Source organism: Streptomyces longhuiensis (genome assembly GCF_020616555.1).
Classification (GTDB): Bacteria; Actinomycetota; Actinomycetes; order Streptomycetales; family Streptomycetaceae; genus Streptomyces; species Streptomyces longhuiensis.
In genome coordinates this window covers 8,144,315-8,168,542 of the sequence record NZ_CP085173.1, presented here as the reverse complement: position 1 = coordinate 8,168,542, position 24,228 = coordinate 8,144,315, and the positions used below count along the sequence as shown (strand labels likewise).

Genomic DNA, 24,228 nt, shown 5'->3' with positions numbered 1-24,228 from the left:
ACCTGAATACTTGACGTCACGGAGTGCCTCCTGTGGCATTCTCGCTGCACTGATGCCCTGCAGATCACCGAGATACGAGGGAGCAGGGGCCGTGACGGAGCACTCGGCAGTCACCGGCGTGCGAGGGCGCGGAGGCATCGTCTCGCTCGTGGAGTCGACGCTCGCGCTCGACCGCGCCGCGGAGCGTCCGCTGACCATGCTGCTCGGGCCGCGCGGCAGCGGAACCAGCGAGCTGCTGTGCGTCCTGATGGAGCAGTTCGGGAGCCAATACCCCTTCGGATACGTCAAGTTCACCTCGGGCCAGGAGCTGCTGCCGCGCTACGCACTCGGCCTGCTGGCCCGGCAGCTGGCCCGGGATCTGCCGAGCTACCGGCACACGGCGTTCCCGCGCCTCGCCCTCGGGCTCCTCGCCTCCGACCAGGACCTTCCGCACCAGGCCCTCACCGGCGGGCAGCGTGGCATCAGGGGCGCCCTCGCCGAACTCGAGAAGAGGGCCAAGCATCGGCACGGCGACTATCTGGCCGCCTATCTGACGGTCGCCCAGGCCTCGATCGACGCGCCCGAAGGGGCGAGCCGGAGCGCGCGTACGCTGCTCTCCGCGGCGACCGACACGTCCGCGCGGTCCTGGGCCGGGCGCTGGGACCACTCGGCCGCGGCCTGGTTCGGGCAGCACCGCCTCACCCACAGTTCCGACCCGTGGGAGTCCCTGCTCGAACTCAACCGCTGGCGCCACCAGGGCGACGAGCGCGACAAGCTCCGGCTCGACCAACTCCTGTGCTCCGCCTTCCTGGAGGACCTGCGCACCAGCGTCAAGGGGCTGTTCCGGCCGCGCTCGTACCTGCTGCTGCTCGACGAGACGCACACCGACCACGGACGCGAGTTCCTCGATCTGCTGCTCCAGGCGCGGCACGACGACACCGTGCTCGGGCGCCGCCCGTGCGATCCGCTGTCCGTCGTCGCGGGCTGCAACCGGTGGCTGCCCCGCTGGGGCCCCGCGACCGGCGAGGAGTGGCCCTGGCAGCCGCGCGAGCCCGACCGGGCCTCACTCGCCGACTGGCACGAGCACCGCCCTTCCGGGGACGGCCAGGACACGTGGTGGTATCCGCTGCGCATGCGCGACCTCGACCGCGACGAGGTGCGCATCCATGTCGAGCAGCAGCTCAACACCCACCCCGAACTCACGCCGTTCACCACGCTCGCGCCGTTCGTCCACCGGCTCACCGGCGGTCTGCCCAAGGCGGTCCAGCAGGTCTTCGAAGTGCTCGGCGGGCCGAACGTGCCGCAGGTGCCCGGCCCGCGGCAGAACCTCTGGCTGCGCGACCTGCCGCACCGCACCGTGTCGGCCGGGGGACGCAAACCGTTGCTCGTGGACGCCGCGCTCGACGACCTGCTCGCCGACTTCGACGCCGCGGACCGCGACCGCCTCGCCCAATGTGCCGCCGCCGACGACCTGTTCGTCGGCGCGCAGCTGCTCGGCCGCGGCGCGGAGCTGTTCACCGACATCCGCAGCCGCTGGCTGCTGAGCGCTCCCGGCACCCTGTCCCTCCATCCCTGGCTCCGGCGGATGCTGCTGTGGCACCTGGCCGGGAGGGCCGGCGCCTGGGACACCGCGCACGAGGTCCTCGCAGAGCATTACGCGAACGGGGAGCAGCGCGTTCAGGAGCTCTATCACCTTCTCGCCCTGGAAAGAGTCGACGAGGTCGCCGAGTACCTCGTGACTCTGCGCAACACGGCGCGGACGGAGGAGTGGCTCAGCGCCTTCCACGCCATCACCTCGGCCCCCAACCGGCTCGCCCACCCCGGCGGCCCGCTGGAGCTGCGGGCGCGGCTCGCGCCGTCCGACCCCGGCGACCAGGTCACCGTCCCTGCCGTGATCCGCGACCTGGTGGTGGCGCGCTGGCTGTGGAGCGACCCGCTCACGGATCCCGGCAGGCAGCTCAGCCCGGTCCTCGCCGACGGCTTCGTGCACCTGTCCCGACTGTGGAGGAACTACAACGTGGCTCTGGTCAACGAGGCGGAGCGCTACCGGCTCACGACACCCACCCGTACGTCGCCGATACTCGGGAGCGGGACATGAGCCCTCTGGCCTGGCCCCGGTGGCGCGAGTGGTCCTGGCGGACGGTGAAGCTGGTCGCGGCCGGTGTGGCGTTCGCGGTGGTGCTGTCGGTCGCCGGATTCGTGATCGTCGACAAGGTCTCGGACGCCCGCGCCCGCTGCGCCGACGGCGTGACGCATCTGGACCCGGACCGGGAGTGCGTCGGCGTCACCGACGGCTCGTACACGTTCGCCGGACATCTCAAGCGGGTCGAGAAGAAGATCGAGGAGGAGAACAAGCGGGTCTACGACCACCGCGGCACGGACCCGTACGTCACTGTCGCCTACCTCACCTCGTTCACCGTCACCGACGACGACAGCAATTCCGAGGACTCCGTCCGGCACGAGCTCGAAGGCGCCTATCTGGCGCAGGTCCGGCACAACACGGGTGACCTCGCCGCCTCCCCGAAGATCCGGCTGCTCGTCGCCAACACCGGGAGCGGAGCGCGCCATTGGGAGCACACCGTGGACGAGCTGATCGCCCGCAAGGGCGCTCCCGACCGGCTCGTCGCGGTGGCGGGCCTCGGCCCCAGCACCGGCCCGGACGTGGCGGCGCTGCGCAAGCTGTCGCGGAGCGGCATCGCCACGGTCTCCAGCATCATGACGGCCACGGACATCAAGGGCATACAGGGTTTCGTGCGGGTCGCGCCGACCAACGCGGACGAGGCGCGGGCGGGCGCGGCATACCTCAAGCGGCAGAAGGACAAGTACCGCACCGCCGTCGTCATCCAGGACGCCGACAAGGACGACCTCTACGCGTCCACCCTCGGTGACGCGTTCAGCGCGGAGTACCCGGACAAGAAGCACCGCCTCGTCGCGGACCGGATCACGTACGACTCCTCGGTGCCCTCGGCCTGGCCCAACGAACTCCATTACACCGCCGAGCAGTTGTGCGGCGAGCGGCCCGAAGTGGTCTATTTCGCGGGGCGCGGACGCCATCTGTCGCACTTCCTGAACGCGCTCGCCAACCGCACCTGCCAGTCGCGGAACTTCACCGTGCTCACCGGCGACGACACGACGAACCTGACACCCAAGGAACTCGCGGCCGCCGCGCGCACCGGCGTGACCATGCTCTACACGGGCCTCGCCCACGCGGACATGTGGCGCAACGACCCGGGGGCGGTCTCGGGACCGTCGGCCGGGAGCTTCCAGCCGGGCGGCACTCTCGACAAGTGGTTCCCCGACGACGCCCGTTACGACGGCCAGGACATCATGGGGCACGACGCGGTGCTCACGGCGGCGCAGGCGATCCGGATGGCGTCCAACTGGCAGGGCGAGGTGACGGGACGCTCGGTCGGCCGGATGTTCCTCCAGCTCGACGGGGACCGCAAGGTGCCCGGCGCGAGCGGCTTCCTGTCGTTCAAGGACAACGGGGACCCGCGCGACAAGGCGGTCCCGATCCTGCGGCTCACGCCGAAGGGCGAGTCGGAGCTGGTGGACGTGTCGGCGCCGAGGGGCGAACCGGCCACGCGCGGGTAATGCGTCCCGCTACCCACCGGCAGTCAACCCGGCTTATTCTCAAGGGTGTTGACCCGGCCGACCCCGGCGGCAGTTTGTGAGGGCGCGTGGATCCATCCGCTTTCTTCTACACGAGCTGCACCCGCGGCGACGGCTGGCCCGCGCTCACCCGCTTCCACGCCGATCTGGAGTACCGGCTGCGGGCGCAGGAGGGTTACGGCATCAGCGGCGCGCTCGGCGCGGCGATGAACCCCGACACGGTGCCGAGCAGCGCCATCACCAAGGCCGGCGTGATGATCGCGCTCTATTCCCCCAGGTATTTCCTGGACCGCGGCTGCGGCCTGGAGTGGGCCGTCATCCAGTCCCGGATGCGCCGCCGCGCGAACACCGAGGGCGTCCAGGCCCCCGGCTGTCTCATTCCGGTCTGCTGGAAACCCGTGGCCGAGCGTCTGATCCCGCAGGAGGTGCGCCGCTCCGAGTCGTTCCCCGGGCCCGGCGCCTTCGACTGGCTCAGGGAGCAGGGCCTGGAATCCTTGGTGTCGTCGTCGGACCCGGGTGCGGACGAGCGGTACTACGTGTTCGTCGAGCAGCTGACGAAGAGCATCCTGGAGGCCGGACGCGCCGGGCTGGCACCGCTCGGGGCCGACGAAGCACGCGACACGCTCCCCGCGTTCGGCTCCGCGCAGGGCGCGACCAGCCCTAGCGGCCCCCATCTCAGGGTGCCCGAGCAGCCCGACGCCCGCCACGAGAGCGCGGCCGGTGAGCCACGCTCGGTCGCCATCAGCTACGTCGGCGCCGACCAGGCGTGGGCCGACTGGATGGACGGGGTGCTCCGCGAGGAGGGCCACACCGTGCGGCAGCGGCGCCGTCGGGTCGGGCGCGAGACCCTCTCGCAGGCCGTGGAGCGCGCACGGGACGGCGCCGACCGGGTCGTGGTCGTCTTCTCCCGCAGTTACTTCGACGCGGGGAACACCGCCCCCACCGACTGGGAGGCCGCCTTCAACCCGCCCGCCTCCGACCCGTCCTGGCTCGTCGCCGTTCAGATCGACGCGGCGCCCCGGCCCGTTCTCGTACGTGGTGTCAAGGTCCTGACGCTGGAGGGATCCGGCCCCGACCAGGCCGAACGGCTCCGCGAAGGAGTCATGGACCCGGCGCGTACGGCGCCCCGCGATCCGGCGGGGGAAGCGCGTTGACCGGGTCGAGACGCTCCGCCACCGATCCGCCTCCGATCTCGAACCTGCCGGTCCAGGCGACGCCGTTCGTCGGCCGCGACGAAGAGATCGCCGCCATCCAGGACCTGTTCGAGGACCACCGCGCGGTCCTCCTCCACGATCCGGCCGACCGGCAGCACGGGTACGGCAAGTCGGAGGCGGCGATCACCTACTGCCACCGCTACCGCATGCGCTACCGCGTGGCCTGGTGGTTCAACTGCTCGCACGAGAGCGATCCCCACCGGCTGCGGCAGCTGATCGAGCGGGGGACGGACGAGCTGCACACCCGGTACCGCGAGGTCCTGCGCGTCTCGGAGATCCCCGCACGACCCGACGACAAGTGGCTGCTCCTGTACGACAACGTGGCCGATCCGGACCGCATCCAGGACCTCTTCCCGGCCGGCGACGCCCGGATCCTGGTCACCTCCCGCCCGCCGGGCGCGACCTGGGACGGGGCCGCCCGGCTGCCCGTCGGCGACCTCGACCCGTCCGAAGTGGCCAGCCTCTTCCGTCAGTTGGCCGAGATCCGGCAACCCGTGGCCGAGGATCTCGCCCGTACGTTCGCGGGACATCCGCAGCAGATCATCGCGGTGGCCGAGCAGATCCGCCGCGGCACCCCGCCCGCCGCGTGCGTCACCCTCGCCGACGCCGTACGGCTCGCGCCGGCGCCCGCGCGGCCCGCGCCGCCGCAGCCGTCGGGCCATGTGCGGATGAGCGCCCAGGACCGGGAGACGCTCATCGACACCCTGCTGTCCTCGCCGGTCTGCCGGGACCTGCCCAGCTACCGTGCGTGGATCGAGGCCATCGACCGGCGGGCGGCGGTGTCGTCCGGCCTGCCGTCGGAGACGGAGACCATCCGCACGCGCGTCGTCGGCCTGGTGTCCATCGCCCTGAGCCGGGACGCCCCCGATGTCCTGCTGGCCCTCGCCCAAGCCTTCGAGGACAGGGCCGGCCGGCACGAGGCGCAGCTCGTCCGGGCGCTGATCGGCCCGGCGGCGGCCAACTGGAACGAGAACAAGGAGCCGATACGCGCCGTGCTGCCCCCACGCCCCGCCGATGCCCCGTTCTTCTTCACCAGCTACGCGAACCGGGAGGACGACCAGGACCATGTCGCCGAGTTCCACGAGCAGCTCGAACAGGAGCTGCGCATCAAGCGCGGCCGGAATGTGACGAGTACGGGCTTCCTGGACCGCCGCAGTCTCCAACTCGGCCTCACCTGGCGGGAACCGATGGTCGAGGCGATCCGCTCGACGCGGCTGCTGGTCGCCCTGATCACCGCGGACTACTTCGAGAGCGAGTGGTGCCGGCGGGAGTGGGCCGTGATGACGGAGCGCGCCCGCCGGGCCGGGCGTTCGCCGGGGGACGAGCCGGTCGCCATCCTGCCGCTGTTCTGGGTCAAGCCCCGCGGCCCGCTTCCCAAGGATCTGGCCGCCATCCAGTACAGCTCTCCCGCGCTGTTCGGCGGGAGCAAGGCCCCGGACAACCTGATCGACCTGCTGCGCGAGGACAAGAAGAAGGCCGCGGCCTTCATCCGCAGGCTCGCCGACACCATGATCGACGCGGCGGACCGTGATCTCCCGGCGCTCGACGCGGACGCCGTACGGGACCTTCCGCTCGCGTTCGGCGAGTGGGACACGGGGGACACGTCGCTGCCGGGCTCCCGAACGGGCTCCGGCCCTGACGGGGGCGATGCCCAGCCGCACCCCGATCCCGAGCCGCGGCCGACGCTCGCCTCCGAACCGGATCCGGCACCCCCCGAGCAGGCCGAGCGCACCCCGGCGGTCTCCCCCGTGCCGGATCCTCGCGTCTCTCCCGACCGGCCCGAGGATCCGGTACGAACCACCGAACCCCCGCTCGCGGCCTCCCCCACTCCCCCGGCGGCCTCCGACAAGACCCGGCTGATCGAGGCCCTGACGACCGGCCCGCTGCGCGAGCCCACGCGGTACACGCCCTGGGTCGAGGCCGTACTCCGGGACGTCGACCAGGCGCACCGTCCCGCGGTCACGCAGTTCGTCGACCCGCTCAGAAGACGGGTGCACCTGCTCGTGAACTTCGCCTACGACCAGAGCACCCCCGACCTGTTCCGCGCCATGGCCCGGGCGCTCACGCTGGTCGACCCCGGCGGCGCCACCGCTCCCGACGAGACCGTGACCGCCGTCCAGAAACTGGTGGACCGTATCGTCGCGGCATGGCCGCATCACACGTGACACCGAACCGAAGACCGGCGCGCGACTGCCCGTTCTGCCGGATCGCCGCGGGTACCGGACCGGCCCGCCTGGTCGCAGCCGGACCGGACGTCATCGCCTTCCTGCCGCTGCGCCCGGTCCATCCCGGCCACGTCCTCGTCGTGCCGCGGCGCCACCTGGAGGACATCTGGGAGCTGGACGAGGAGACGGCAACGGCCGTGACCCGTACGGTACTTCGGGTCGCGCACGCCGTGCGTACCGTGTTCCGGCCCGACGGGCTCAACGTCATCCAGTCCTCGGGTGCCGCCGCGACCCAGACGGTGCCGCACCTCCACGTCCATGTCGTCCCGCGGTTCACGGACGACCGGATGGGCGCCATCTGGCCCGCCCCCGCCGACGGGTCGCCCGTCGCCCTGGACGACGCGGCGAGCCGGCTGTCCAAGGCCCTAGAACAGGACGACCAGGGCGATGAGCTGGGCCAGGGCGAGGCCGCCGTAGAAGAGCGCGACCGTCAGGGAACCCGCGGCCCGTAGCGCGCCGGCCCGCTCCGCGCCGGCGCTCGCGTCGAGGCTGAACGGCTCTATGCCGCTGCCCGGCCGCCGCACCTTGTCGTAGAGCCGTCTGAACAGTCGCTCCTTGTACAGGAAGTACCCGTCGAGCAGCCAGAAGGCCACGATGGGGACGAAGCCGGTGGCCGCCACCGTCCGGCTCTCGTTCCCGGCGGCGAAGGCGAGCAGCGCACCCATCAGGGTCAGCGCCCAGCCCTTGATCAGGAACGAGTTGTTGCCCATCCGCGCGACGACGGCCTGGATCAGTTCGAGGTGCCTGATCTGCCCGTCGTCCAGAACTGTCCGGCTCGCAGGTTCCGCTGTCACGGCATTCCCCCTTCGGGCGGAACCCTACCGAGGGGGCGCCCGGCGGCGTTACCCCCGTCCCTCACTGGTCGAATAAGCGACTGCTTAGTACGCTGGTGGGGCGGGTCCCCTCGGCCCCGTCGTTCGGTACCGCCCGTCACCACCAGTGCGCCTGGAGTAAACGCATGGCATCCCTGCTGCTGTCCCGCCGCGATCTCGAGTTCCTGCTGTACGAGTGGCTCGACGTCTGCGCGCTCACGTCCCGGGAGCGGTACGCGGACCACTCCCGCGAGACCTTCGACGCGGCGCTCGAACTGAGCGAGCAGATCGCGACGCGGCACTTCGCCCCGCACAACAAGAAGAACGACACGCAGGAGCCCACCTTCGACGGGGAGCGGGTTCACATCATCCCCGAGGTGAAGGAGGCACTCCGGGTCTTCGGGGAGTCGGGGCTCATCGCGAGCACCATGGACCACGAGGTGGGCGGCGGCCAGCTGCCGTCGGTGGTCGCCGACGCGTGCTTCGCCTGGTTCCAGGCCGCGAACGTCGGCACGGCCGCGTACCCGTTCCTCACGATGGGCAACGCCAACCTCATCCTCGCGCACGGCTCGAAGGAGCAGATCGACACCTTCGTACGCCCCATGGTGGAGGGCCGGTTCCTGGGCACGATGTGTCTCTCGGAGCCGCAGGCGGGATCGTCGCTCGCCGATGTGCGCACGCGGGCCGAGCGGCAGGAGGACGGCACGTACCGCCTCTTCGGGAACAAGATGTGGATCTCCGGCGGCGAGCACGAGCTGTCGGAGAACATCGTGCACCTCGTCCTCGCCAGGACCCCGGACGGGCCGCCTGGCGTGAAGGGCCTGTCGCTGTTCATCGTCCCCAAGGTCCTTGTGCACGAAGACGGTTCGCCGGGTGAACGCAACGACGTGGTCCTGGCGGGCCTCAACCACAAGATGGGATACCGGGGCACGACGAACACCCTCCTCAACTTCGGCGAGGGCGCCCACCGGCCGGGCGGCGCACCGGGCGCCGTCGGACACCTCGTCGGCGAGGAGAACCGCGGGCTCTCCTACATGTTCCACATGATGAACGAGGCCCGCATCGGCGTCGGCCTGGGCGCCACCGCCCTCGGCTACACCGGATATCTGCACGCCCTCGACTACGCCCGCACGCGCCCGCAGGGCCGTCCTCTCGCGGGCAAGGACCCGGCCGCGCCGCAGGTCCCGATCCTCGCGCACGCCGACGTCCGTAGGATGCTCCTGGCCCAGAAGGCCTACGTGGAGGGCGCGTTGGCGCTCACCCTGTACTGCGGCCGGCTCCTCGACGAGCAGCACACCGACGCGACGCCCGAGGCCCGCGCGGAGGCCCGGCTGCTGCTCGACGTGCTCACCCCGATCGCGAAGAGCTGGCCCTCGCAGTGGTGCCTGGAGGCCAACAGCCTCGCGATCCAGGTGCACGGGGGCTACGGCTACACACGCGAGTACAACGTCGAGCAGTTCTACCGCGACAACCGTCTCAACCCCATCCACGAGGGCACGCACGGCATCCACGGGCTCGATCTGCTCGGCCGCAAGGTCGTCATGGACGGCGGGGCGGGGCTGCGCCTCCTCGTGGAGCGCGTCACGGCGACGACCGCCCGCGCGGCCGAAGCGCGCGGAGAGGCCGCCGAGTACGGCGCCCGGCTCGACACCGCCGTACGCCGTGCGGTCGCCGTGACCCAGCGCCTGTGGTCGACCGGCGACCCGGAGACCGCCCTGGCCAACGCGAGCGTCTACCTCGAAGCCGTCGGGCACGTCGTCGTCGCCTGGATCTGGCTGGAGCAGCTGCTCGCGGCGGCGTCCGGCACGGAGGCCGTCCATGAGGGCAAGCGCGGCGCGTGCCGTTACTTCTTCCGGCACGAGCTGCCCAAGACGGACGCGCAGTTCAGTCTTCTGGAGTCCCTGGACCGGACGGCCGTCGATCTCGCGGAGGACGCCTTCTGACCTGCTGACCGGCGCTCCGGCCCGTCCACCACAGGAGGGTGACGGAGCAGACGGCCGCGAACGCGCACCACGTCGAGACGAACTCCCACCGCCACAGCGCGACACACACCGCCGCGCCGGCCGCGACCAGCACACCGAGCAGTACGAGACCGCGGTCGGCGGACAGGAGCAGGGAGCCGACCGTGGCCAGGAGGTACCCGGCGACCAGAAGCCCGGCGTGCGGCAGGCCGAGGGCGTATCCCACGGCGTGCCCGCGGATCTCGGCGGTCACGGTGCGGGTCGCCAGGGCGTAGGTGAGTCCCGCCGCGGTCACGGCCCCGGCGGCGAGCGGGATCAGCAGCCGCCCGCGGGCGCGCCGGGGCGCCGCGCACAGCACCCCGGCGGGCACCCACAGGGCCGGCACCGGGAGGGCGATCACGGCCCAGGCGAGGGTGGCCGGCCCCGCCCCGCCACCGGACCGCCACAGGACGGACTCGACGATCTGATGGGCGCCGAGCAGCAGCGGCAGCGCCGCGAGCGGCAGGTCGCGGGGCCGTCGCGCGCGGACCGTCCGTACGACGCAGACGGCTCCCACCGCGGCGATCGCGGTGCCCGCCACGAGATCGGCCGTCGCGCTCCAGCACATGCCACATCACCACGGTTCCGGGTCGTGCGCGCCGACGCCCGTCGCCGTCCGCCGTGCGGCCACGCTACGACGCCGCGGGCCGCCGCCGGCCGCGCCGACACGGGAGCGGCGGGGTCACGCGGCCGATCACCCGGGAGGTGGCCTACTGCGCCCAGAGCCCTCGCACATGACCGAGGTGGCGGGTCATCACGGCGCGCACCGCCTCCTCGTCACGGGCGACCAAGGCATCGAGGATCTCCAGGTGCTCCTCGGCCGACGCCTCAAGGCGGCCCGCCTCGACCAGCGCGTTCAGCCCGTAGAGCCGGGAACGCTTGCGCAGGTCGCCAACCACCTCGACCAGGTGCTCGTTGCCGGACAGGGCGAGCAGCCCCAGGTGGAAACGGATGTCCGCCTCGACGTACGCGATGAGGTCGCCGGCCACCGCCGCGTCGACGATCTCCCGCGCGACCGGGCGCAGCGCCTCCAGTGCCGCGAGGTCGGCCGTGGTGGCGAGTTCCGCCGTGGTCGGGATCTCGATCAGCGAGCGGATGTGCTTGTACTCGTCGAGCTGCTTCTCGGAGACGGCCGTGACCCGGAAGCCCTTGTTCGGCACCGCGTCGACGAGACCTTCCTTCGCGAGGTCGAGCATGGCCTCGCGCACCGGGGTCGCGGAGACCCCGAACCGGACGGCGAGGGTCGGCGCCGAGTACACCTCGCCCGCCCGCAGCTCACCGGCGATCAGCGCCGCGCGCAGCGCGTCGGCGACCCGCTCGCGGTAGCTGCTGCGCGTCCCGCCGAGGCTGGGCAGGGCGGGAGCGGCGGACGGGGCGCTGCGCCGGTCGGCCATGGGGCGGTCCTCCTAGGTGACATGTCACGTTCCACAAGTATCCCGTGGCGGGTGGAGTGCTGTGGGACGGGTGCTACGGGACTGGTGTTGCGGGACAGGTGTTACGGAAACGGGGCTGTACGGGACGGGGGCCCCACGGGACGGGTGGCTGATGCGGGACTGGCGCTACAGGACGAATCCCGCCGGAAAGGGGTCGTCCGGATCGAGCAGGTACTGGGCCGTCCCGGTCACCCACGCGCGGCCGGTGAAGCTGGGCAGTACCGCCGGGATCCCGGCCACGTCGGTGGTGTCGAGCAGCCGTCCGGTGAACTGTGTCCCGATGAACGATTCGTTCACGAACTCGGTGTGCAACGGCAGTTCACCGCGCGCGTGCAGCTGGGCCATGCGCGCGCTCGTTCCCGTGCCGCAGGGCGAGCGGTCGAACCAGCCGGGGTGGATCGCCATCGCGTGCCGGGAGTACCGGGCGGTCGCCCCCGGCGCGTACAGATGGACGTGATGGCAGCCGCGGATGGACGGGTCCTCGGGGTGTACGGGCTCGTCCTTGGCATTGATCGCGTCCATCAGCGCGAGGCCCGCGGCGAGGATGTCGTCCTTGCGTTCGCGCTCGAAGGGCAGGCCGAACCGTTCGAGCGGCAGGATCGCGTAGAAGTTGCCGCCGTAGGCAAGGTCGTACGTGACCGTGCGTCCGTCGGCGAGCGTGATCTCGCGGTCGAGGCCGACGGAGAACGACGGCACGTTCTTCAGGGTGACGGACTTCGCCGCGCCGTTCTCCACGGCGACGTCGGCGACGACGAGCCCGGCGGGCGTGTCGAGGCGGATGGTGGTGACCGGTTCGACGACCTCGACCATGCCCGTCTCCACGAGGACGGTGGCGACGCCGATCGTCCCGTGCCCGCACATCGGAAGGTAGCCGGAGACCTCGATGTAGATGACGCCGTAGTCGCAGTCGGGCCTGGTCGGCGGCTGGAGGATCGCTCCGCTCATCGCGGCGTGCCCGCGCGGCTCGTTCATCAGGAGCTGCTTGATGTCGTCGCGGTGCTCACGGAAGTACAGGCGGCGCTCGTTCATCGTGGCGCCGGGGACGGTCCCGATGCCGCCGGTGATCACCCGTGTCGGCATGCCCTCGGTGTGCGAGTCGACCGCGTGCAGGACGAGTTTGCTGCGCATGTCGGAAGCTGCTCCCTGGAAGTGGATGCGGTGGGCGAGTGCGGTCGCGTGGTTCAGACGAGGCCGGCGGCGACCGCCTGTTCGGTGGCGGCGCGCACGGCCTTCTCCTGGTCCGGCAGAAGAGGCATCCGCGGCGGGCGGCATGGGCCTCCGTGGCGGCCGATCATGTCCATGGACAGCTTGATGGCCTGGACGAACTCGGGGCGCGAGTCCCAGCGCAGGAGCGGGTGGAGCTGCCGGTAGAGGGAGGTCGCCGTGGCGAGGTCGCCGGACACGGCGGCGCGGTACAGCTCGACGGACGCGGCGGGCAGCATGTTCGGGTACCCGGCGATCCAGCCCTTGGCGCCTGCCAGGGCCAGTTCGAGCAGGACGTCGTCCGCGCCGATCAACAGGTCCAGTTCCGGGGCGAGTTCGGCGATGCGGTACGCCCGCCGCACGTCTCCCGAGAACTCCTTGACCCCGCGGACGAACCCCTCGCGGTGCAGTTTCGCGAGCAGTTCAGGCACCAGGTCGACCTTGGTGTCGATGGGGTTGTTGTACGCGACGACGGGGAGGCCCACGGCGGCGACCGCCTCGTAGTGGGCGAGGACGGAACGCTCGTCGGCGCGGTACGCGTTGGGCGGGAGCAGCATCACGGAGGCGCAGCCGGCGTCCTTGGCCTGCTCGGCCCAGCGGCGGGCCTCGGCGGAGCCGTAGGCGGCGACGCCGGGCATCACGCGCTGCCCGCCGATCGCGCCGACGGCCGTCTCGACGACCTTGGCACGCTCCTGCGGCGTGAGCACCTGGTACTCGCCGAGCGAACCGTTGGGCACGACTCCGTCGCAGCCGTTCTCGACGAGCCAGGCGCAATGCTCGGCGAACTTGGCGTAGTTGACGGAGAGATCGTCGTTCAGCGGGAGCGGCGTGGCGACGAGGACGCCGTGCCAGGGGCTGCGCTGTGACGTGGTCATGGGCTGTGTCTCCTCTGTGGGGTGTGACATGGCACTGATGGATACGGATGGCCGGTCCGAGGTCTGGCGACTGTCCAGTGGGAGAGCCGTGGTCGCCGGGGGCGTCCGGGCTCACTCGTCGGGCAGGTCCTCCCCGGCCCGGGCGAGCACTCCGAGCGGTACGGGCCGGGCGAACGGCCTTCTGGACGGGACCGGTTCACATCCTGTGAGCCCGGCGACGGCCGGTCCGCACATGCGGCCCTGGCACCAGCCCATACCGGCCCGGGTCAGCAGTTTCACGGTGCGCGCGTCCGTGGCCCCGAGCTCGCCGACCGCCTCACGGATCGCGGAGGCCGGCACCTCCTCGCAGCGGCACACGACGGTGTCGTCGGTGACCTGCTCGGCCCAGTGCGCACGCGGCGCGAAGACGGCGTCGAGCGAGGCGATGAACTCCCTGCTCCTCGCGCGGGACTTGGCGGCTTCCTCCCACGCTCGCGGGTCGGGTTCGCGCCCCGCGAGCCGTGCCGCGGCGGAGCACCCCGCGATATGGCCCTCGGCGAGCGAGAGGGCGGCGCCGCCCACGCCGGTGGCCTCGCCCGCGGCCCACACTCCGTGGACGTCGGTACGCTGCTCGTCGTCCACGGCCACGGCCGGTCCTTCGAGTCGGCAGCCGATCGTCTCGGCGAGGTCGGTGTGCGGCAGCAGGCCGTGGCCGACGGCGAGGGTGTCGCAGCGGATGACCTGCTCGGAGCCAGGCGCGACGCGCCCGTCACGGTCGAGCGCGGCGACGGTGACGGCTTCGAGCACGCCGTCGCCATGCGCCGCCACGACGGCGTGCCGGGCCTTCAACCGCACGCGGCGACGCATCAGCTCGGCCACGTAACCGGCGCCGTCGACGAGCTTGTCCGGGTGGGCGGCGAGGTTCCTCGCGTGCCGGGCGACGTCCTGCGCCCCGGCGGACTCGACCAGCGCGGCGACCTCCGCACCCGCCGCGGCCAGTCCGGCGGCGACCGGCAGCAGCAGCGGCCCCGTGCCCGCCACCACGGCCGTACGCCCCTGGAGCACGAGTCCGCCCTTGAGCATGGCCTGCGCGCCGCCCGCGGTGATCACGCCCGGCAGGGTCCAGCCCGGGAAGGGCAGCACTTTCTCGTAGGCGCCGGTCGCCAGGACGACGGCGTCCGCACGCACCACGGACGGGTCTTCCTGGGCAGGGCCGCGCAGCGCGTGGACGAGGAAGCCGGATGCCTCGTCAAGCCGTTCCACGCACCACACATGATGATCCGTCAGGTGGATGATGCGGCCCGTTGCGATCTGATCGGCCAGGCCGTCCCGCAGCCGCTCCCAGGTCCGCCACTGGTGGTGCAGCGCCTGCGGGCGGCGGGCGCCCAGCTCCTCGGCGGGCTGGCGGTAGAACTGGCCGCCGGCCTGCGTACCCGCGTCGATCAGCGTCACACGGCTCCCTCGGACCGCCGCGGCGAGTGCGGCGGCGAGCCCGGCGGGCCCGGCCCCGATCACCGCGAGCGAGCGACCCGCCGCGCCTCCATCGGCGTCTTCATGGACGTCATGGACGTCATGGACGTCATGGACGTCAGAGGCTTCATATGGGTTACGACTCATGGCCCCTCCCCTCCGCCGAGTCGTCGTGTCCGGTGCCGTGCTGAGTGCGGATGTCGTCGCCGGGTTCTGCCCGTACGAGGCAAGCCCGTTGGTTGGGGCGGCCGTTGACGGTCACGAGGCAGTCGAAGCAGACGCCGATGCCGCAGAAGACCCCTCGCGGCTCGCCCGTGCCGCGCGTGGTGCGCCAGGCGGTGACGCCCGCCGACCACAGTGCCGCGGCGACGGTCTGCCCGGGCAGCACCGCGAGCTGCGTGCCGTCGAACGTGGCGGTGTGCGCGGGCTCGGGCTCGGCCCTCACGAGATCCAGTGGTGTGCGCTTGCTGTTCACGACGCCTCCTCGGGGAACCGGTCCGGGCGGAACGGCGCGAGCGCGGGATCCAGCCGTCCGCCGCCGAGCGCCCCGGCGATCAAGTGCCCTGTTCCTGTGGCGAGTCCGATGCCGGCGCCCTCGTGTCCACAGGCGTGGAAGAGGCCGGGCACGCGCGCGTCCGGGCCGATCGCCGGCAGATGATCGGGCATGTACGGGCGGAAACCCAGGTAGGACCGCATCACGCGGACGCTCTCCAGGAAGGGGAACAGCCGCGCCGCCCCCGCCGCGAGGGACCGTACGACGGGCAGCGAGAACGTGCGGTCGAAGCCGACGCGTTCGCGGCTCGCGCCGATCAGTACGGGACCGGCCGCGGTGCCCTCGACGACCGGTGAGGTCTGCAGTGCGGCGGAGTCGCTCGCCACGTCGGCCACGTAGTCGGCGGCGTACACCTTGTGCCGGACCAGGCGCGGCAGCGGCTCGGTGACGAGGACGAAGCCGCGCCGCGGCAGCACCGGCAGCCGGACCCCGGCGAGTGCGGCCAGCTCGCCGCCCCAGGTGCCGGCCGCGTTCACGACGGCGGGGGCGTGGATCTCGCCCCCGCCGGTGCGGACGCCTCGTACGGAACCGTCCGCCGACCGGAGCACCTCGGTGACGGGCGCGCCGGTCAGCAGCCGTGCTCCCGCCGCGCGCGCCAGGCGTACGAGGTGCGCGGCGGCCAGTGTGGGCATCACCTGGGCGTCCTGCGGGTAGTGGACGCCGCCCGGCATTCCGGGGGCGAGTTCCGGTTCGAGAACGTAGAGCTCGTCGGCCGTGACGGCGCGCGCGTCGACACCGGAGTCGCGCTGCTGCGCGGCGAACTTCTCCAGTGCGGCCAGGCCTTCGCCGGACGACGCCACGACGACTCCGCCCTTGGCCTCGAACTCGACGGCCTCGGCCACCCCCGGCTCGGCGGTGAGTTCGGACCACAACCGGGAGGAAAGCAGGGCGAGTTCGAGCTCCGGTCCGGGTTCCTTGTCGGAGACGAGCAGGTTCCCCTCCCCCGCGCCGGTGGTGCCTCCGGCCACGGGGCCCCGGTCCACCAGGGCGACGGAATGCCCCGCCCGCGCCGCATAGAGGGCACAGGCAGCGCCCACCATTCCGGCACCGACCACTACAACATCGCAGGTCAGCCGCGTAGTCACGGCAGTACTATGTCACATGTTCCCAAGCGCGCCAAGGGTCACTAGGCTGACAGGCAGCTCAGCCGAAACCCCTACGGAACACAGCAGAAGGGTGCACCGTGTCCTCCTCCGAGCCCAGGCCACAGCCCACGACTCAGGCGACGTCACAGCCCACGACACAGCCCGAGGCCCAACCCCGGCCCACGGGACGCAAGAACGGCCTCTACGCGGGCCTGTCCGACGAGCTCTCCGCCCTGATGCGGACGGGCTGGGCCGACACCGAGCAGCGTGACCTGCGGCAGGACGAGCAGGCGCCGTACGCCGCCGGTCGCCGCGCCGCCCTGTCCGCGCGGTTCCCGGGCGAGCGCTTGGTGATCCCGTCCGGCAAGCTCAAGATCCGCTCGAACGACAGCTACTACCCGTTCCGCCCGTACTCGGCGTATGTGCATCTGACGGGAGATCAGGCGCGGGACAGCGCCGTCGTGTTCGAGCCGCGCGTCGCCGGCGGGCACGACGTCCACCTCTATCTGCTCCCCCGCGACAGCCGTGACACCGACGAGTTCTGGACCGGCATGACGTCCGAGCTGTGGATGGGCCGGCGCCGCAGCCTCGCCGAGTCGGAACTGGTCCTCGGCCTGCCCTGCCGCGACATCCGCGACGCCGCCGCCGAACTGTCGGCCGCGCCCGAGGCGCCGACCCGCATCGTCCGCGGCCACGACCCGGCCCTCGAGGCCGCCGTGACGACGGAGGCGGAGCGAGACGCCGGACTGGAGGAGGCACTGTCCGAGCTGCGCCTGGTCAAGGACGAGTGGGAGATCGGCGAGCTGCGCAAAGCCGTCGACTCCACGGTGCGCGGATTCACCGATGTCGTACGGGAGCTGGCCACGGCGATCGCGACCTCGGAGCGCTGGATCGAGGGCACCTTCTTCCGCCGCGCCCGCCTGGAGGGCAACGCCGTCGGCTACGGCTCGATCTGCGCGGCCGGCGAGCACGCCACGATCATGCACTGGGAGCAGAACGACGGACCGGTGCGCCCCGGTGAGCTCCTGCTCCTGGACGCGGGCGTGGAGACCCACACCCTGTACACCGCGGACGTGACGCGCACGCTCCCGATCAGCGGCACGTTCACGCCGCTCCAGCGCAAGATCTACGACGCGGTGTACGAGGCCCAGGAGGCGGGCATCGCCGCCGTGAAGCCGGGTGCGGCCTACCGCGACTTCCACGACGCGGCGCAGCGATACATGGCGGGCAAGCTCGTGGAGTGGGGCCTGCTGGAGGGCGACCCGGAGCGGGTCTTCGAACTCGGTCTCCAGCGGCGCTTCACCATGGCGGGCACCGGCCACATGCTCGGCCTCGACGTCCACGACTGTGCTGCCGCGCGCACGGAGTCGTACGTGGGCGGTCCACTGGAACCCGGCATGGTGCTGACGGTCGAGCCCGGCCTGTACTTCCAGCCCGACGATCTGTCGGTGCCGGAGGAGTACCGCGGCATCGGCGTGCGGATCGAGGACGACCTCCTGGTCACGGCCGACGGCACGGAGAACCTGTCGGCCGGCCTGCCGCGGTCGGCGGACGAGGTCGAGGCGTGGATGCGCACGCTCGCGGGCGACCGGTAAGGGTCCCGCCGCTGTGACAAAAGCCCGAGGGGGCCCGGCCGTCGGAACGGCCGGGCCCCCTCGGGCTGTCAAGGCTTACGCGGTCGGGACCGGGAAGGTCGGGTACTCCACCCCGGAGACGTGCTGGACTACGCGGATGACCTGGCACGAGTAGCCGAACTCGTTGTCGTACCAGAGGTAGAGGATCGCGTTGTCGCCGTCGACCTTGGTGGCACCGGCGTCCACGATGGAGGCGTGGCGCGAGCCGACGAAGTCCATGGAGACGGCGTCGGGGGCGGTGGTGAAGTCGATCTGGCGCTTGAGCGGCGAGTTCAGCGAGACGTCGCGGAGGTGGTCGAGGACCTCCTCGCGGGTGGTCTCGCGGCCGAGGCGCAGGCTGAGGATCGCGATCGAGACGTCCGGCACGGGCACGCGGATCGAGCTGCCGGTGATCGGCGCCTTGAGGTCGGGCAGCGCCTTGGCGACGGCGGAGGCGGCGCCGGTCTCGGTGATGACCATGTTGAGCGGCGCGGAGCGGCCGCGGCGGTCGGCCTTGTGGTAATTGTCCAGCAGGTTCTGGTCGTTGGTGAACGAGTGGACGGTCTCCACGTGGCCGCGCAGCACCCCGTACTCGTCGTCCATCGCCTTCAGCGGGGGGACGATCGCGTTGGTGGTGCAGGACGCGCAGGACAGGATCTGCTCGTCCGGCTTGATCATGTCGTGGTTGACGCCGTGCACGATGTTCGGGACGTCGCCCTTGCCCGGAGCGGTCAGGACGACCTTCTCGATGCCAGGACGGAGGTGCTTCGACAGGCCCTCGCGGTCACGCCACTTGCCGGTGTTGTCGATCAGGATGGCGTCGTTGATGCCGTACGCCGTGTAGTCGACCTCGGACGGGTCGTTGGCGTAGATGACCTTGATCTCGTTGCCGTTGGCGACGATCGTGCTGTTCGCCTCGTCGACGGTGATCGTGCCGTTGAACTGGCCGTGGATGGAGTCGCGGCGCAGCAGGGAGGCACGCTTCACGAGATCCTGGTCGCCACCGCCGCGGACGACGATGGCGCGCAGCCGCAGTCCGTTGCCGGAGCCGGCCTTCTCGATGAGCAGGCGGGCGACGAGGCGGCCGATGCGGCCGAAGCCGTAGAGGACGACGTCACGCGCCTGGCGGCGCTCGATCTTGTTCTCACCCGTGGCGCCGGAGACCGCGTCGGCGGTGAACTCCTCGACCGAGAGACCCCGGTCGTCGGCCCGGTGCGCCTCGGCGAGCAGGCCGATGTCGATCTGCGACGGGCCGAGGTCGAGCGCGGCCAGCGCCTGCAGGAACGGCATCGTCTCGGTGACCGACAGTTCCTCGCCGGCGATCTGGCGGGCGAACCGGTGGGTCTTGAGGATGCTCACCACCGACTTGTTCACCAAGGAGCGGCTGTGGAGCAGGACGGTGACGTCCCGCTCCCTGTGCATCTTCCCGATGATCGGGATCATCGACTCCGCGATCTCCTCGCGGTTCTTCCAGTTGGTGAACGAGTCGTCTTTGACAGTCACAGGTTTATCTTTCGAGCTAGGCGGCGCTCATATGCTAACCCGGCCCCCTTTTGATCGTTCAAACGGTCCCCCGGGTTGATCGTTCAGGCGGTCCCGCCCAGCGAAAGCCTCCCCCGTGCCCCCCGTGCCCGGCACCCCCCCTCGGCTTCGCTCAGCCGTCGAGGAGGGTGCGCAACCTGGCGGCGTTGCCCCTGATGTCGCTGCCGATGCTGACGGTGAAGGCGCCGGCTGCAAGCCACTCGGCCGTGTTGTCCACGGTGATTCCGCCGGTCGCCATGATCCGCGCGCCGGGCAGTACGGCGAGCAACGACTTGAGGTAGGCGACACCCCCGATGTGTGCCGGGAAGAGCTTCGCCACCCCGCGTTCGGCGGCGGTGCGCAGTTCGGAGGGGGTCAGACCACCCTCGACCAGCAGCCGGTCGGCGTCGTCCGCGACGGAACGGACGTCCGGCACCTGGAACGGGCTGACCAGGAACGACGCGCCGGCGGCCAGCGCCTGCTCGGCGATCCGCGGCGAGGTCACCGTGCCGAGTCCGAACACCGCCTGCGGGAACTCCTGGCGCCAGCTCTTCACCAGGCCCTCCCAGCCGGGGGTGGTGGCCGTGAATTCGAAGGTGGTGAAACCGGCGTCGAGCAGTTCGCGGGCCAGTGCGTAGGCGGCGTCGGCGTCGGCCGCCCGTACGGTCGGCACGGCGCGGGCCTGCTGGAGGTGGTCGACGACGCTCTGGACGGCGGGGGTGAGAGACATGGCGGGGAGGTCCTTCGATGGGCGGGGCGGAGTCACGAGGGTTCGGGGGCGGCGATGGCTGCCAGCTCGGCGAGTGCCTCGGCCGCCCCTTCGCCGCGCGCGGTGAGGACGATCTCCTCGCCGGAACGGATGTTGAGCGACATCAGGGACAGCACGCTGCGGGCCGGGACCTCGCGTGTGTCGGCCTCGGAGCTGCCTTCGGCACCGGCTCGGCGTACCGTCACGGCTGCCGTGCTGCGGCCTGCGGCCTGGGCGAAGGCCGCCGCCGGCCGGGCGTGCAGCCCCGCCGCCTCGGTCACCACGAGGCGGCGCTCCAAGGGCGCCACCGGCGTCGCCGTGCCGTCCGCGTCCGCCGCCCCGTCGGGCGTTGTCCCGGCTGCCGGCCGACCGCTCACCTGCGCGTCCTGCTGGTCCGGTGCCGATGTCCGCCCGGTCTCTGCCTGCTCTCCGTGACCGCGGGGCCCGGCGGCCGCCCGCGCGCCGCCCAGGATCCCGGTGAGCCGGGCCACGATCTCCTCTTCCTCCTGCGGAGTCAGCGGCCGGGGGTCGATGGCCAGCCTGCCGGTGGCGGCGTGGTGGTCCCGCAGGAACACGGGCGGCTGCCCCTGTGCCAGCTCCGCGGCGAGCTCGGTCGCGTTCCGGCCCGCCTCCTCCGGGTCGACGGTCAGTTCCGCCCGGTGGATGAGCCGGCCCGCCTCGTCGCGGACGACGCGCGCGGAGAGTCCCGGCAGCCCGTCGACGCGCTCGGCGAGCCGTGTCATGCGGGCCTGCTGCTGCTCCGGGTCGACGGCGCCGGCCGCGGTGCCGTAGTCGCGCACCGCCTGTACGAGGCCGAGGACGGTTTCCTTGCCGACCTTCATCGGCCGCCCGATGCCGCCGTACTGTGCGCGGCACGCGGCGATCAGGTCGGCCGGTCCGCAGATCAGTCCGGAGGTGGGGCCCCCGATGGCCTTGCCCCCGCTGTAGACGACCAGGTCGGCGCCGGTGGCCGGCCAGCGGCGCAGGTCCTCCTCGGCCGCCGCGTCCACGATCACCGGGATACCGTGCTCGCGCCCGATGGCCACCACCGTCTCCAGCGGTACCTGGCCCTTCTGAACCGCGTGGTGCGACTGGACATACAGGAGAGCCGCGGTGCGGTCGGTGATCGCGGCGGTGAAGTGCTCGGCCCGTGCCTTGTTGACGGCGCCGACCTCGACGGGACGGCCGCCCCCGATGGCGATCATCTGGCACACGGAGGCGCCGAAGTGGACGGCGTGCCCCTTCTGCAGCACCACCTCGTCGGGCGCGCCGCCGGCGTCGGGCAGTCGCTCCGTGCGGGCCGGGTCGGTGCCGGCGATGAGGGCGGCGACCGCGATGGCGATGCCGGCCGCGGCGCCGGTGGTGGGGCAGGCGTCCTCGGTGCCGGTGGCGCGGGCGAGTTCCCGGCCCGCGGCCACCAGCAGGTCGTCCATCACCACATGGCCGCGGGCGGCCTCGCCCATGGCGGCGATCACGCGGTCGTCGAGCCGGCTGCCGCCGAGGGCGGTCATCTTGCCGCTGGCGTTGATGGCGTGGGTGAGGCCGAGGTCCTCGTAGAGCGTGTTCATGGTGCCTTTCGTGGAGAGCGGATCCATGTGCGGGGTGGGGCCGACTTCTTCGGGGCGCGCCGGGAGTCTCTAGGTGCCGGCGATGGGGAAGAAGAGCCCGAAGAGCATGGCGCCGAGGATGGCGCCGCCGGTCAGGGGCTTCTTCCACCAGTAGAAGAGCGCGGCGCCGAGGGTGGAGCCGAGGCCCACGGGGAGGGAGGCGGTGGCCGCGGCGATGATCACCAGGGGGCCCAGATAGCGGCCGGCGGAGTTTCCGGCGCCCATCATCACGTCGGCGCCGAAGGTGGAGGTGCCGCCCGCCGAGTTCACCGTGGCCCGCCGGATGGCGAGGATCAGGGCGCCGATCAGCGCGCCCAGCAGGGCGCCGGTGGGCAGGGCCAGCCAGAAGTGCTCCAGAGGGGCGGTGATCCCGGCGGCCAGCAGCATCGCGGGGATGCCGATGCCGACACCGGTCTGCAGCGAGCCGCCGATGTCGAGGATGCCGACCATCGGCCCCTCGATGATCCGGGCGAACAGGAAGCCGGCGCCGAAGGCCGCCGCCGCCCCGTAACTCCCGCTGTCCATACCGCCCTTGAGCATGGCGGTGACGGCGACGTCGCTGAAGGTGCCGGTGCGGTAGACGTAGTACAGGTGCGTGCCGGCGAAGATGCCGGCCGCCAGGGCCGCCACGAAGAGCGGGAAGGCCCATTCCGAGAGCCAGAAGCTGCCCTCGCCGGGGACTTTGCCGCGGGTCCTGCCGGCGGGTGCCGCGGCTCCCGCGGTGGTGGTGGCGTCGTTCGTGGTCATCGCGGTGCCTCGCTCACTTCGTCGGGGTGGTGCCGGTCGCGTCGTGGAGCCCGGTCAGCCAGTGCGGCACGTCCGCCTTCATCTGCTGCAGCAGCTGGATGTCCACGCCGCGCAGGAAGGCGCTGACGACGAACAGCGTCATGACCGCGCCGGCCAGCGACTTGGTGACCCTGGTCCAGCCCAGGTCGTCGATGCCCTTGCCGACCACGATGCCGAGCACGATGCCGGGAACCGCGTTGCCCATCACGACGTGCGCCAGACCGCCCAGTACGGTGGCCCAGCCTCCGCTGCGCCGCCCCGCGTCGACCGCCGCCATCCAGAAGACGATCGGCATGACGGGGTTGATCAGCCACTCCGAGGCGGGGCCGAGCACGTCGGCCGCGACCTTCTGCAGCGAGTGCGGAATGGATGCCGCGGTGGTGTTCAGAACCGTCACCAGGACCAGGCCGACGCACGCCCCGTAGGCCGCCATCCGGCGCGGGTTGTGCAGCGTCTCGTCGAGGTTGCGGTTCTTGGTCATCGACAGCGCGGCGGCCCAGTGCGGCACGATGCGGTGGTCGACGTCCGAGGTCAGCGCACCGGTGCCGACCGCGCTGGCCCAGGCGTTGAAGAAGAAGCCGAGGCCGAAGGAGAAGTGCGCGACCGGGTCGTTCTCACAGGCGTTGAGTTCGCCCAGGGTCCGGAAGGCACCCATGCCCTGCACCTTGGGCGCGTGGAACATGCGGGCCACGCCCGCGCTCGCCCCGAAGCCGATCAGGGCGCCGATGACCATCGACTCCAGTGCGATGGTGAGCGTCTCGTTCATGCGGGTGTCCTCACCTCATGTGGAGCGCGTGCTGGAGCGGCGTCAGCCGCTCCTCGCGTACGGAGAATTCGATGGCGTCCAGATCGAGTGCGGCGGTGCGCACCTCGATCCGCAGGGTCAGCTCGTAGCGGCGGCGCTCGCGAGCGAAGAGCAGCCCCAGGAACCGTTCCGTCCAGCGGTGTTCGACCGCGGACGCGACCTCGACGGCGAGCGGCTCGACCCGGAAGCAGACGCCGTCCGTCAGCTTGCCGACGGCGCCGGAGACCTGCTGCATGGCGGCGGCGAACGCCTTCTCGCGGGTGGGCCCGGTGCCGCTGACCCGGATCGTGTGCCGGTCCTCGATCACGCCGACTCCCCGAGCTTCTTCAGCAGCGCCTCGGTCACCTTGAAGCCGAGTTCCTCGCTGTCCAGGAATCCGAAGCCCAGCACCGTCTTGCCCTGCTGCACAGCGGTGATCCCGGCCTGCGGGGAGCGCATGCCGAACTCGATGTCATGGCCGTACTTGGCCTTGGCGGTGACCGCGCCCGCGCCGCCGCTGCCGCAGAACGAGATGCCGAGGGCCGCGCCCTCGGCGGCCATCACGTCGCCGACCTTCATGTCCGCGCCGGGGCCCGGGATCAGGATGGGTTCGCCGCCCGCCGCGCGTATGCCGTCGGCGACCGCCTGACCCTTGCCGAGCCGGTGTCCGATCACGATCTTGACTGTCATGGTGCACTCCCTTTGTCGTCCGCTGATGTGGCCGGCCCG

The 24,228-nt window shown here is 71.7% G+C and carries 22 protein-coding genes; 7 read left to right on the top strand and 15 right to left on the bottom strand.

Translation table 11 applies throughout. The annotated features are described in order from the left end of the window. Positions 1–91 precede the first annotated feature (91 nt). The 5 genes from LGI35_RS37260 (at position 92) to LGI35_RS37240 (ending at position 7,482) form a co-directional block, all read left to right on the top strand. The gene (locus LGI35_RS37260; RefSeq protein ID WP_227298714.1) at positions 92–2,077 is read left to right on the top strand and encodes a hypothetical protein; all 1,986 of its coding nucleotides are present in this window, start codon (positions 92–94) and stop codon (positions 2,075–2,077) included. Beyond that, positions 2,074–3,573 (top strand): type 1 periplasmic-binding domain-containing protein, encoded by a 1,500-nt coding sequence (locus LGI35_RS37255; RefSeq protein ID WP_227298712.1) that lies wholly within the window; start codon positions 2,074–2,076, stop codon positions 3,571–3,573. The genes LGI35_RS37260 and LGI35_RS37255 overlap by 4 nt, the downstream gene beginning before the upstream one ends. 86 nt (positions 3,574–3,659) lie before the next feature. Next, the gene (locus tag LGI35_RS37250; RefSeq protein ID WP_227298710.1) at positions 3,660–4,745 is read left to right on the top strand and encodes a toll/interleukin-1 receptor domain-containing protein; all 1,086 of its coding nucleotides are present in this window, start codon (positions 3,660–3,662) and stop codon (positions 4,743–4,745) included. Continuing rightward, positions 4,742–6,970 carry a toll/interleukin-1 receptor domain-containing protein gene (locus tag LGI35_RS37245; RefSeq protein ID WP_227298709.1) on the top strand — a complete coding sequence of 743 codons (2,229 nt, stop codon included), beginning with the start codon at positions 4,742–4,744 and terminating at the stop codon, positions 6,968–6,970. Before LGI35_RS37250 ends, LGI35_RS37245 begins: the two co-directional genes overlap by 4 nt. Beyond that, positions 6,952–7,482: an HIT family protein gene (locus LGI35_RS37240; protein WP_227298707.1), complete on the top strand. Its 531-nt coding sequence runs from the start codon at positions 6,952–6,954 to the stop codon at positions 7,480–7,482. The genes LGI35_RS37245 and LGI35_RS37240 overlap by 19 nt, the downstream gene beginning before the upstream one ends. Here the strand turns inward: LGI35_RS37240 and LGI35_RS37235 are convergent. Further along, positions 7,396–7,824, bottom strand: coding sequence for a hypothetical protein (locus LGI35_RS37235; protein ID WP_227298706.1), 429 nt, complete (start codon positions 7,822–7,824; stop codon positions 7,396–7,398). The two genes, LGI35_RS37240 and LGI35_RS37235, sit on opposite strands and share 87 nt — an antisense overlap. A gap of 164 nt (positions 7,825–7,988) precedes the next feature. Between LGI35_RS37235 and LGI35_RS37230 the strand changes: the two genes are divergently transcribed. Further along, the gene (locus tag LGI35_RS37230; RefSeq protein WP_227298705.1) at positions 7,989–9,785 is read left to right on the top strand and encodes an acyl-CoA dehydrogenase; all 1,797 of its coding nucleotides are present in this window, start codon (positions 7,989–7,991) and stop codon (positions 9,783–9,785) included. Here LGI35_RS37230 and LGI35_RS37225 read toward each other — a convergent pair. The 7 genes from LGI35_RS37225 to LGI35_RS37195 form a co-directional block, all read right to left on the bottom strand. Continuing rightward, entirely contained in the window at positions 9,727–10,410 is a 684-nt protein-coding gene (locus LGI35_RS37225) for a DUF6629 family protein (protein WP_227298704.1), read from the bottom strand. The two genes, LGI35_RS37230 and LGI35_RS37225, sit on opposite strands and share 59 nt — an antisense overlap. 142 nt (positions 10,411–10,552) lie before the next feature. Further along, a complete protein-coding gene (locus LGI35_RS37220) occupies positions 10,553–11,236 on the bottom strand; it encodes a GntR family transcriptional regulator (RefSeq protein WP_100592868.1) in 684 nt (227 codons plus the stop codon). Positions 11,237–11,401: 165 nt separating this feature from the next. Then, entirely contained in the window at positions 11,402–12,403 is a 1,002-nt protein-coding gene (locus LGI35_RS37215) for a proline racemase family protein (RefSeq protein ID WP_227298702.1), read from the bottom strand. Positions 12,404–12,456: 53 nt separating this feature from the next. Next, complete coding sequence (locus tag LGI35_RS37210) at positions 12,457–13,353, bottom strand: dihydrodipicolinate synthase family protein (protein ID WP_227298701.1); 897 nt, start codon at positions 13,351–13,353, stop codon at positions 12,457–12,459. Between the two features lie 111 nt (positions 13,354–13,464). After that, entirely contained in the window at positions 13,465–14,949 is a 1,485-nt protein-coding gene (locus LGI35_RS37205) for an FAD/NAD(P)-dependent oxidoreductase (RefSeq protein WP_227298699.1), read from the bottom strand. Further along, on the bottom strand, positions 14,939–15,277 hold the full coding sequence (locus LGI35_RS37200; RefSeq protein WP_227298698.1) for a (2Fe-2S)-binding protein: 339 nt from the start codon (positions 15,275–15,277) through the stop codon (positions 14,939–14,941). The genes LGI35_RS37205 and LGI35_RS37200 overlap by 11 nt, the downstream gene beginning before the upstream one ends. Then, positions 15,274–16,440: an NAD(P)/FAD-dependent oxidoreductase gene (locus tag LGI35_RS37195; RefSeq protein WP_227298696.1), complete on the bottom strand. Its 1,167-nt coding sequence runs from the start codon at positions 16,438–16,440 to the stop codon at positions 15,274–15,276. Before LGI35_RS37195 ends, LGI35_RS37200 begins: the two co-directional genes overlap by 4 nt. 236 nt (positions 16,441–16,676) lie before the next feature. Here LGI35_RS37195 and LGI35_RS37190 point away from each other — a divergent pair, with 236 nt between their 5' ends. After that, positions 16,677–18,035, top strand: a complete 1,359-nt coding sequence (locus LGI35_RS37190) for an aminopeptidase P family protein (protein ID WP_227300686.1) — start codon at positions 16,677–16,679, stop codon at positions 18,033–18,035. Positions 18,036–18,110: 75 nt separating this feature from the next. On the opposite strand, the gene LGI35_RS37185 is transcribed toward LGI35_RS37190, so the two are convergent. The 7 genes from LGI35_RS37185 to LGI35_RS37155 form a co-directional block, all read right to left on the bottom strand. After that, positions 18,111–19,556: a glyceraldehyde-3-phosphate dehydrogenase gene (locus tag LGI35_RS37185; protein ID WP_227298694.1), complete on the bottom strand. Its 1,446-nt coding sequence runs from the start codon at positions 19,554–19,556 to the stop codon at positions 18,111–18,113. A 151-nt stretch (positions 19,557–19,707) separates the two neighbouring features. Beyond that, positions 19,708–20,304, bottom strand: a complete 597-nt coding sequence (locus LGI35_RS37180) for a bifunctional 4-hydroxy-2-oxoglutarate aldolase/2-dehydro-3-deoxy-phosphogluconate aldolase (protein WP_227298692.1) — start codon at positions 20,302–20,304, stop codon at positions 19,708–19,710. Positions 20,305–20,336: 32 nt separating this feature from the next. Beyond that, the gene (locus tag LGI35_RS37175) at positions 20,337–21,890 is read right to left on the bottom strand and encodes a DgaE family pyridoxal phosphate-dependent ammonia lyase (RefSeq protein ID WP_227298690.1); all 1,554 of its coding nucleotides are present in this window, start codon (positions 21,888–21,890) and stop codon (positions 20,337–20,339) included. A gap of 69 nt (positions 21,891–21,959) precedes the next feature. Then, the gene (locus LGI35_RS37170; RefSeq protein WP_100592860.1) at positions 21,960–22,676 is read right to left on the bottom strand and encodes a DUF4310 family protein; all 717 of its coding nucleotides are present in this window, start codon (positions 22,674–22,676) and stop codon (positions 21,960–21,962) included. A gap of 13 nt (positions 22,677–22,689) precedes the next feature. Beyond that, positions 22,690–23,481, bottom strand: coding sequence for a DUF4311 domain-containing protein (locus LGI35_RS37165; RefSeq protein ID WP_227298688.1), 792 nt, complete (start codon positions 23,479–23,481; stop codon positions 22,690–22,692). Positions 23,482–23,491: 10 nt separating this feature from the next. Beyond that, positions 23,492–23,827: a DUF4312 family protein gene (locus LGI35_RS37160; protein ID WP_227298687.1), complete on the bottom strand. Its 336-nt coding sequence runs from the start codon at positions 23,825–23,827 to the stop codon at positions 23,492–23,494. Continuing rightward, on the bottom strand, positions 23,824–24,189 hold the full coding sequence (locus LGI35_RS37155) for a glycine-rich SFCGS family protein (protein ID WP_227298685.1): 366 nt from the start codon (positions 24,187–24,189) through the stop codon (positions 23,824–23,826). Before LGI35_RS37155 ends, LGI35_RS37160 begins: the two co-directional genes overlap by 4 nt. Between the last annotated feature and the right edge of the window lie 39 nt (positions 24,190–24,228).

Bases quoted from the DNA above. Each gene is read 5' to 3' on its own strand.
- LGI35_RS37255 (WP_227298712.1), top strand. From the start codon at position 2,074: ATGAGCCCTCTGGCCTGGCCCCGGTGGCGCGAGTGGTCCTGGCGGACG.
- LGI35_RS37240 (WP_227298707.1), top strand. From the start codon at position 6,952: ATGGCCGCATCACACGTGACACCGAACCGAAGACCGGCGCGCGACTGC.
- LGI35_RS37230 (WP_227298705.1), top strand. From the start codon at position 7,989: ATGGCATCCCTGCTGCTGTCCCGCCGCGATCTCGAGTTCCTGCTGTAC.
- LGI35_RS37225 (WP_227298704.1), bottom strand. From the start codon at position 10,410: ATGTGCTGGAGCGCGACGGCCGATCTCGTGGCGGGCACCGCGATCGCC.
- LGI35_RS37220 (WP_100592868.1), bottom strand. From the start codon at position 11,236: ATGGCCGACCGGCGCAGCGCCCCGTCCGCCGCTCCCGCCCTGCCCAGC.
- LGI35_RS37215 (WP_227298702.1), bottom strand. From the start codon at position 12,403: ATGCGCAGCAAACTCGTCCTGCACGCGGTCGACTCGCACACCGAGGGC.
- LGI35_RS37210 (WP_227298701.1), bottom strand. From the start codon at position 13,353: ATGACCACGTCACAGCGCAGCCCCTGGCACGGCGTCCTCGTCGCCACG.
- LGI35_RS37205 (WP_227298699.1), bottom strand. From the start codon at position 14,949: ATGAGTCGTAACCCATATGAAGCCTCTGACGTCCATGACGTCCATGAC.
- LGI35_RS37190 (WP_227300686.1), top strand. From the start codon at position 16,677: ATGCGGACGGGCTGGGCCGACACCGAGCAGCGTGACCTGCGGCAGGAC.
- LGI35_RS37180 (WP_227298692.1), bottom strand. From the start codon at position 20,304: ATGTCTCTCACCCCCGCCGTCCAGAGCGTCGTCGACCACCTCCAGCAG.
- LGI35_RS37175 (WP_227298690.1), bottom strand. From the start codon at position 21,890: ATGAACACGCTCTACGAGGACCTCGGCCTCACCCACGCCATCAACGCC.
- LGI35_RS37170 (WP_100592860.1), bottom strand. From the start codon at position 22,676: ATGACCACGAACGACGCCACCACCACCGCGGGAGCCGCGGCACCCGCC.
- LGI35_RS37165 (WP_227298688.1), bottom strand. From the start codon at position 23,481: ATGAACGAGACGCTCACCATCGCACTGGAGTCGATGGTCATCGGCGCC.
- LGI35_RS37155 (WP_227298685.1), bottom strand. From the start codon at position 24,189: ATGACAGTCAAGATCGTGATCGGACACCGGCTCGGCAAGGGTCAGGCG.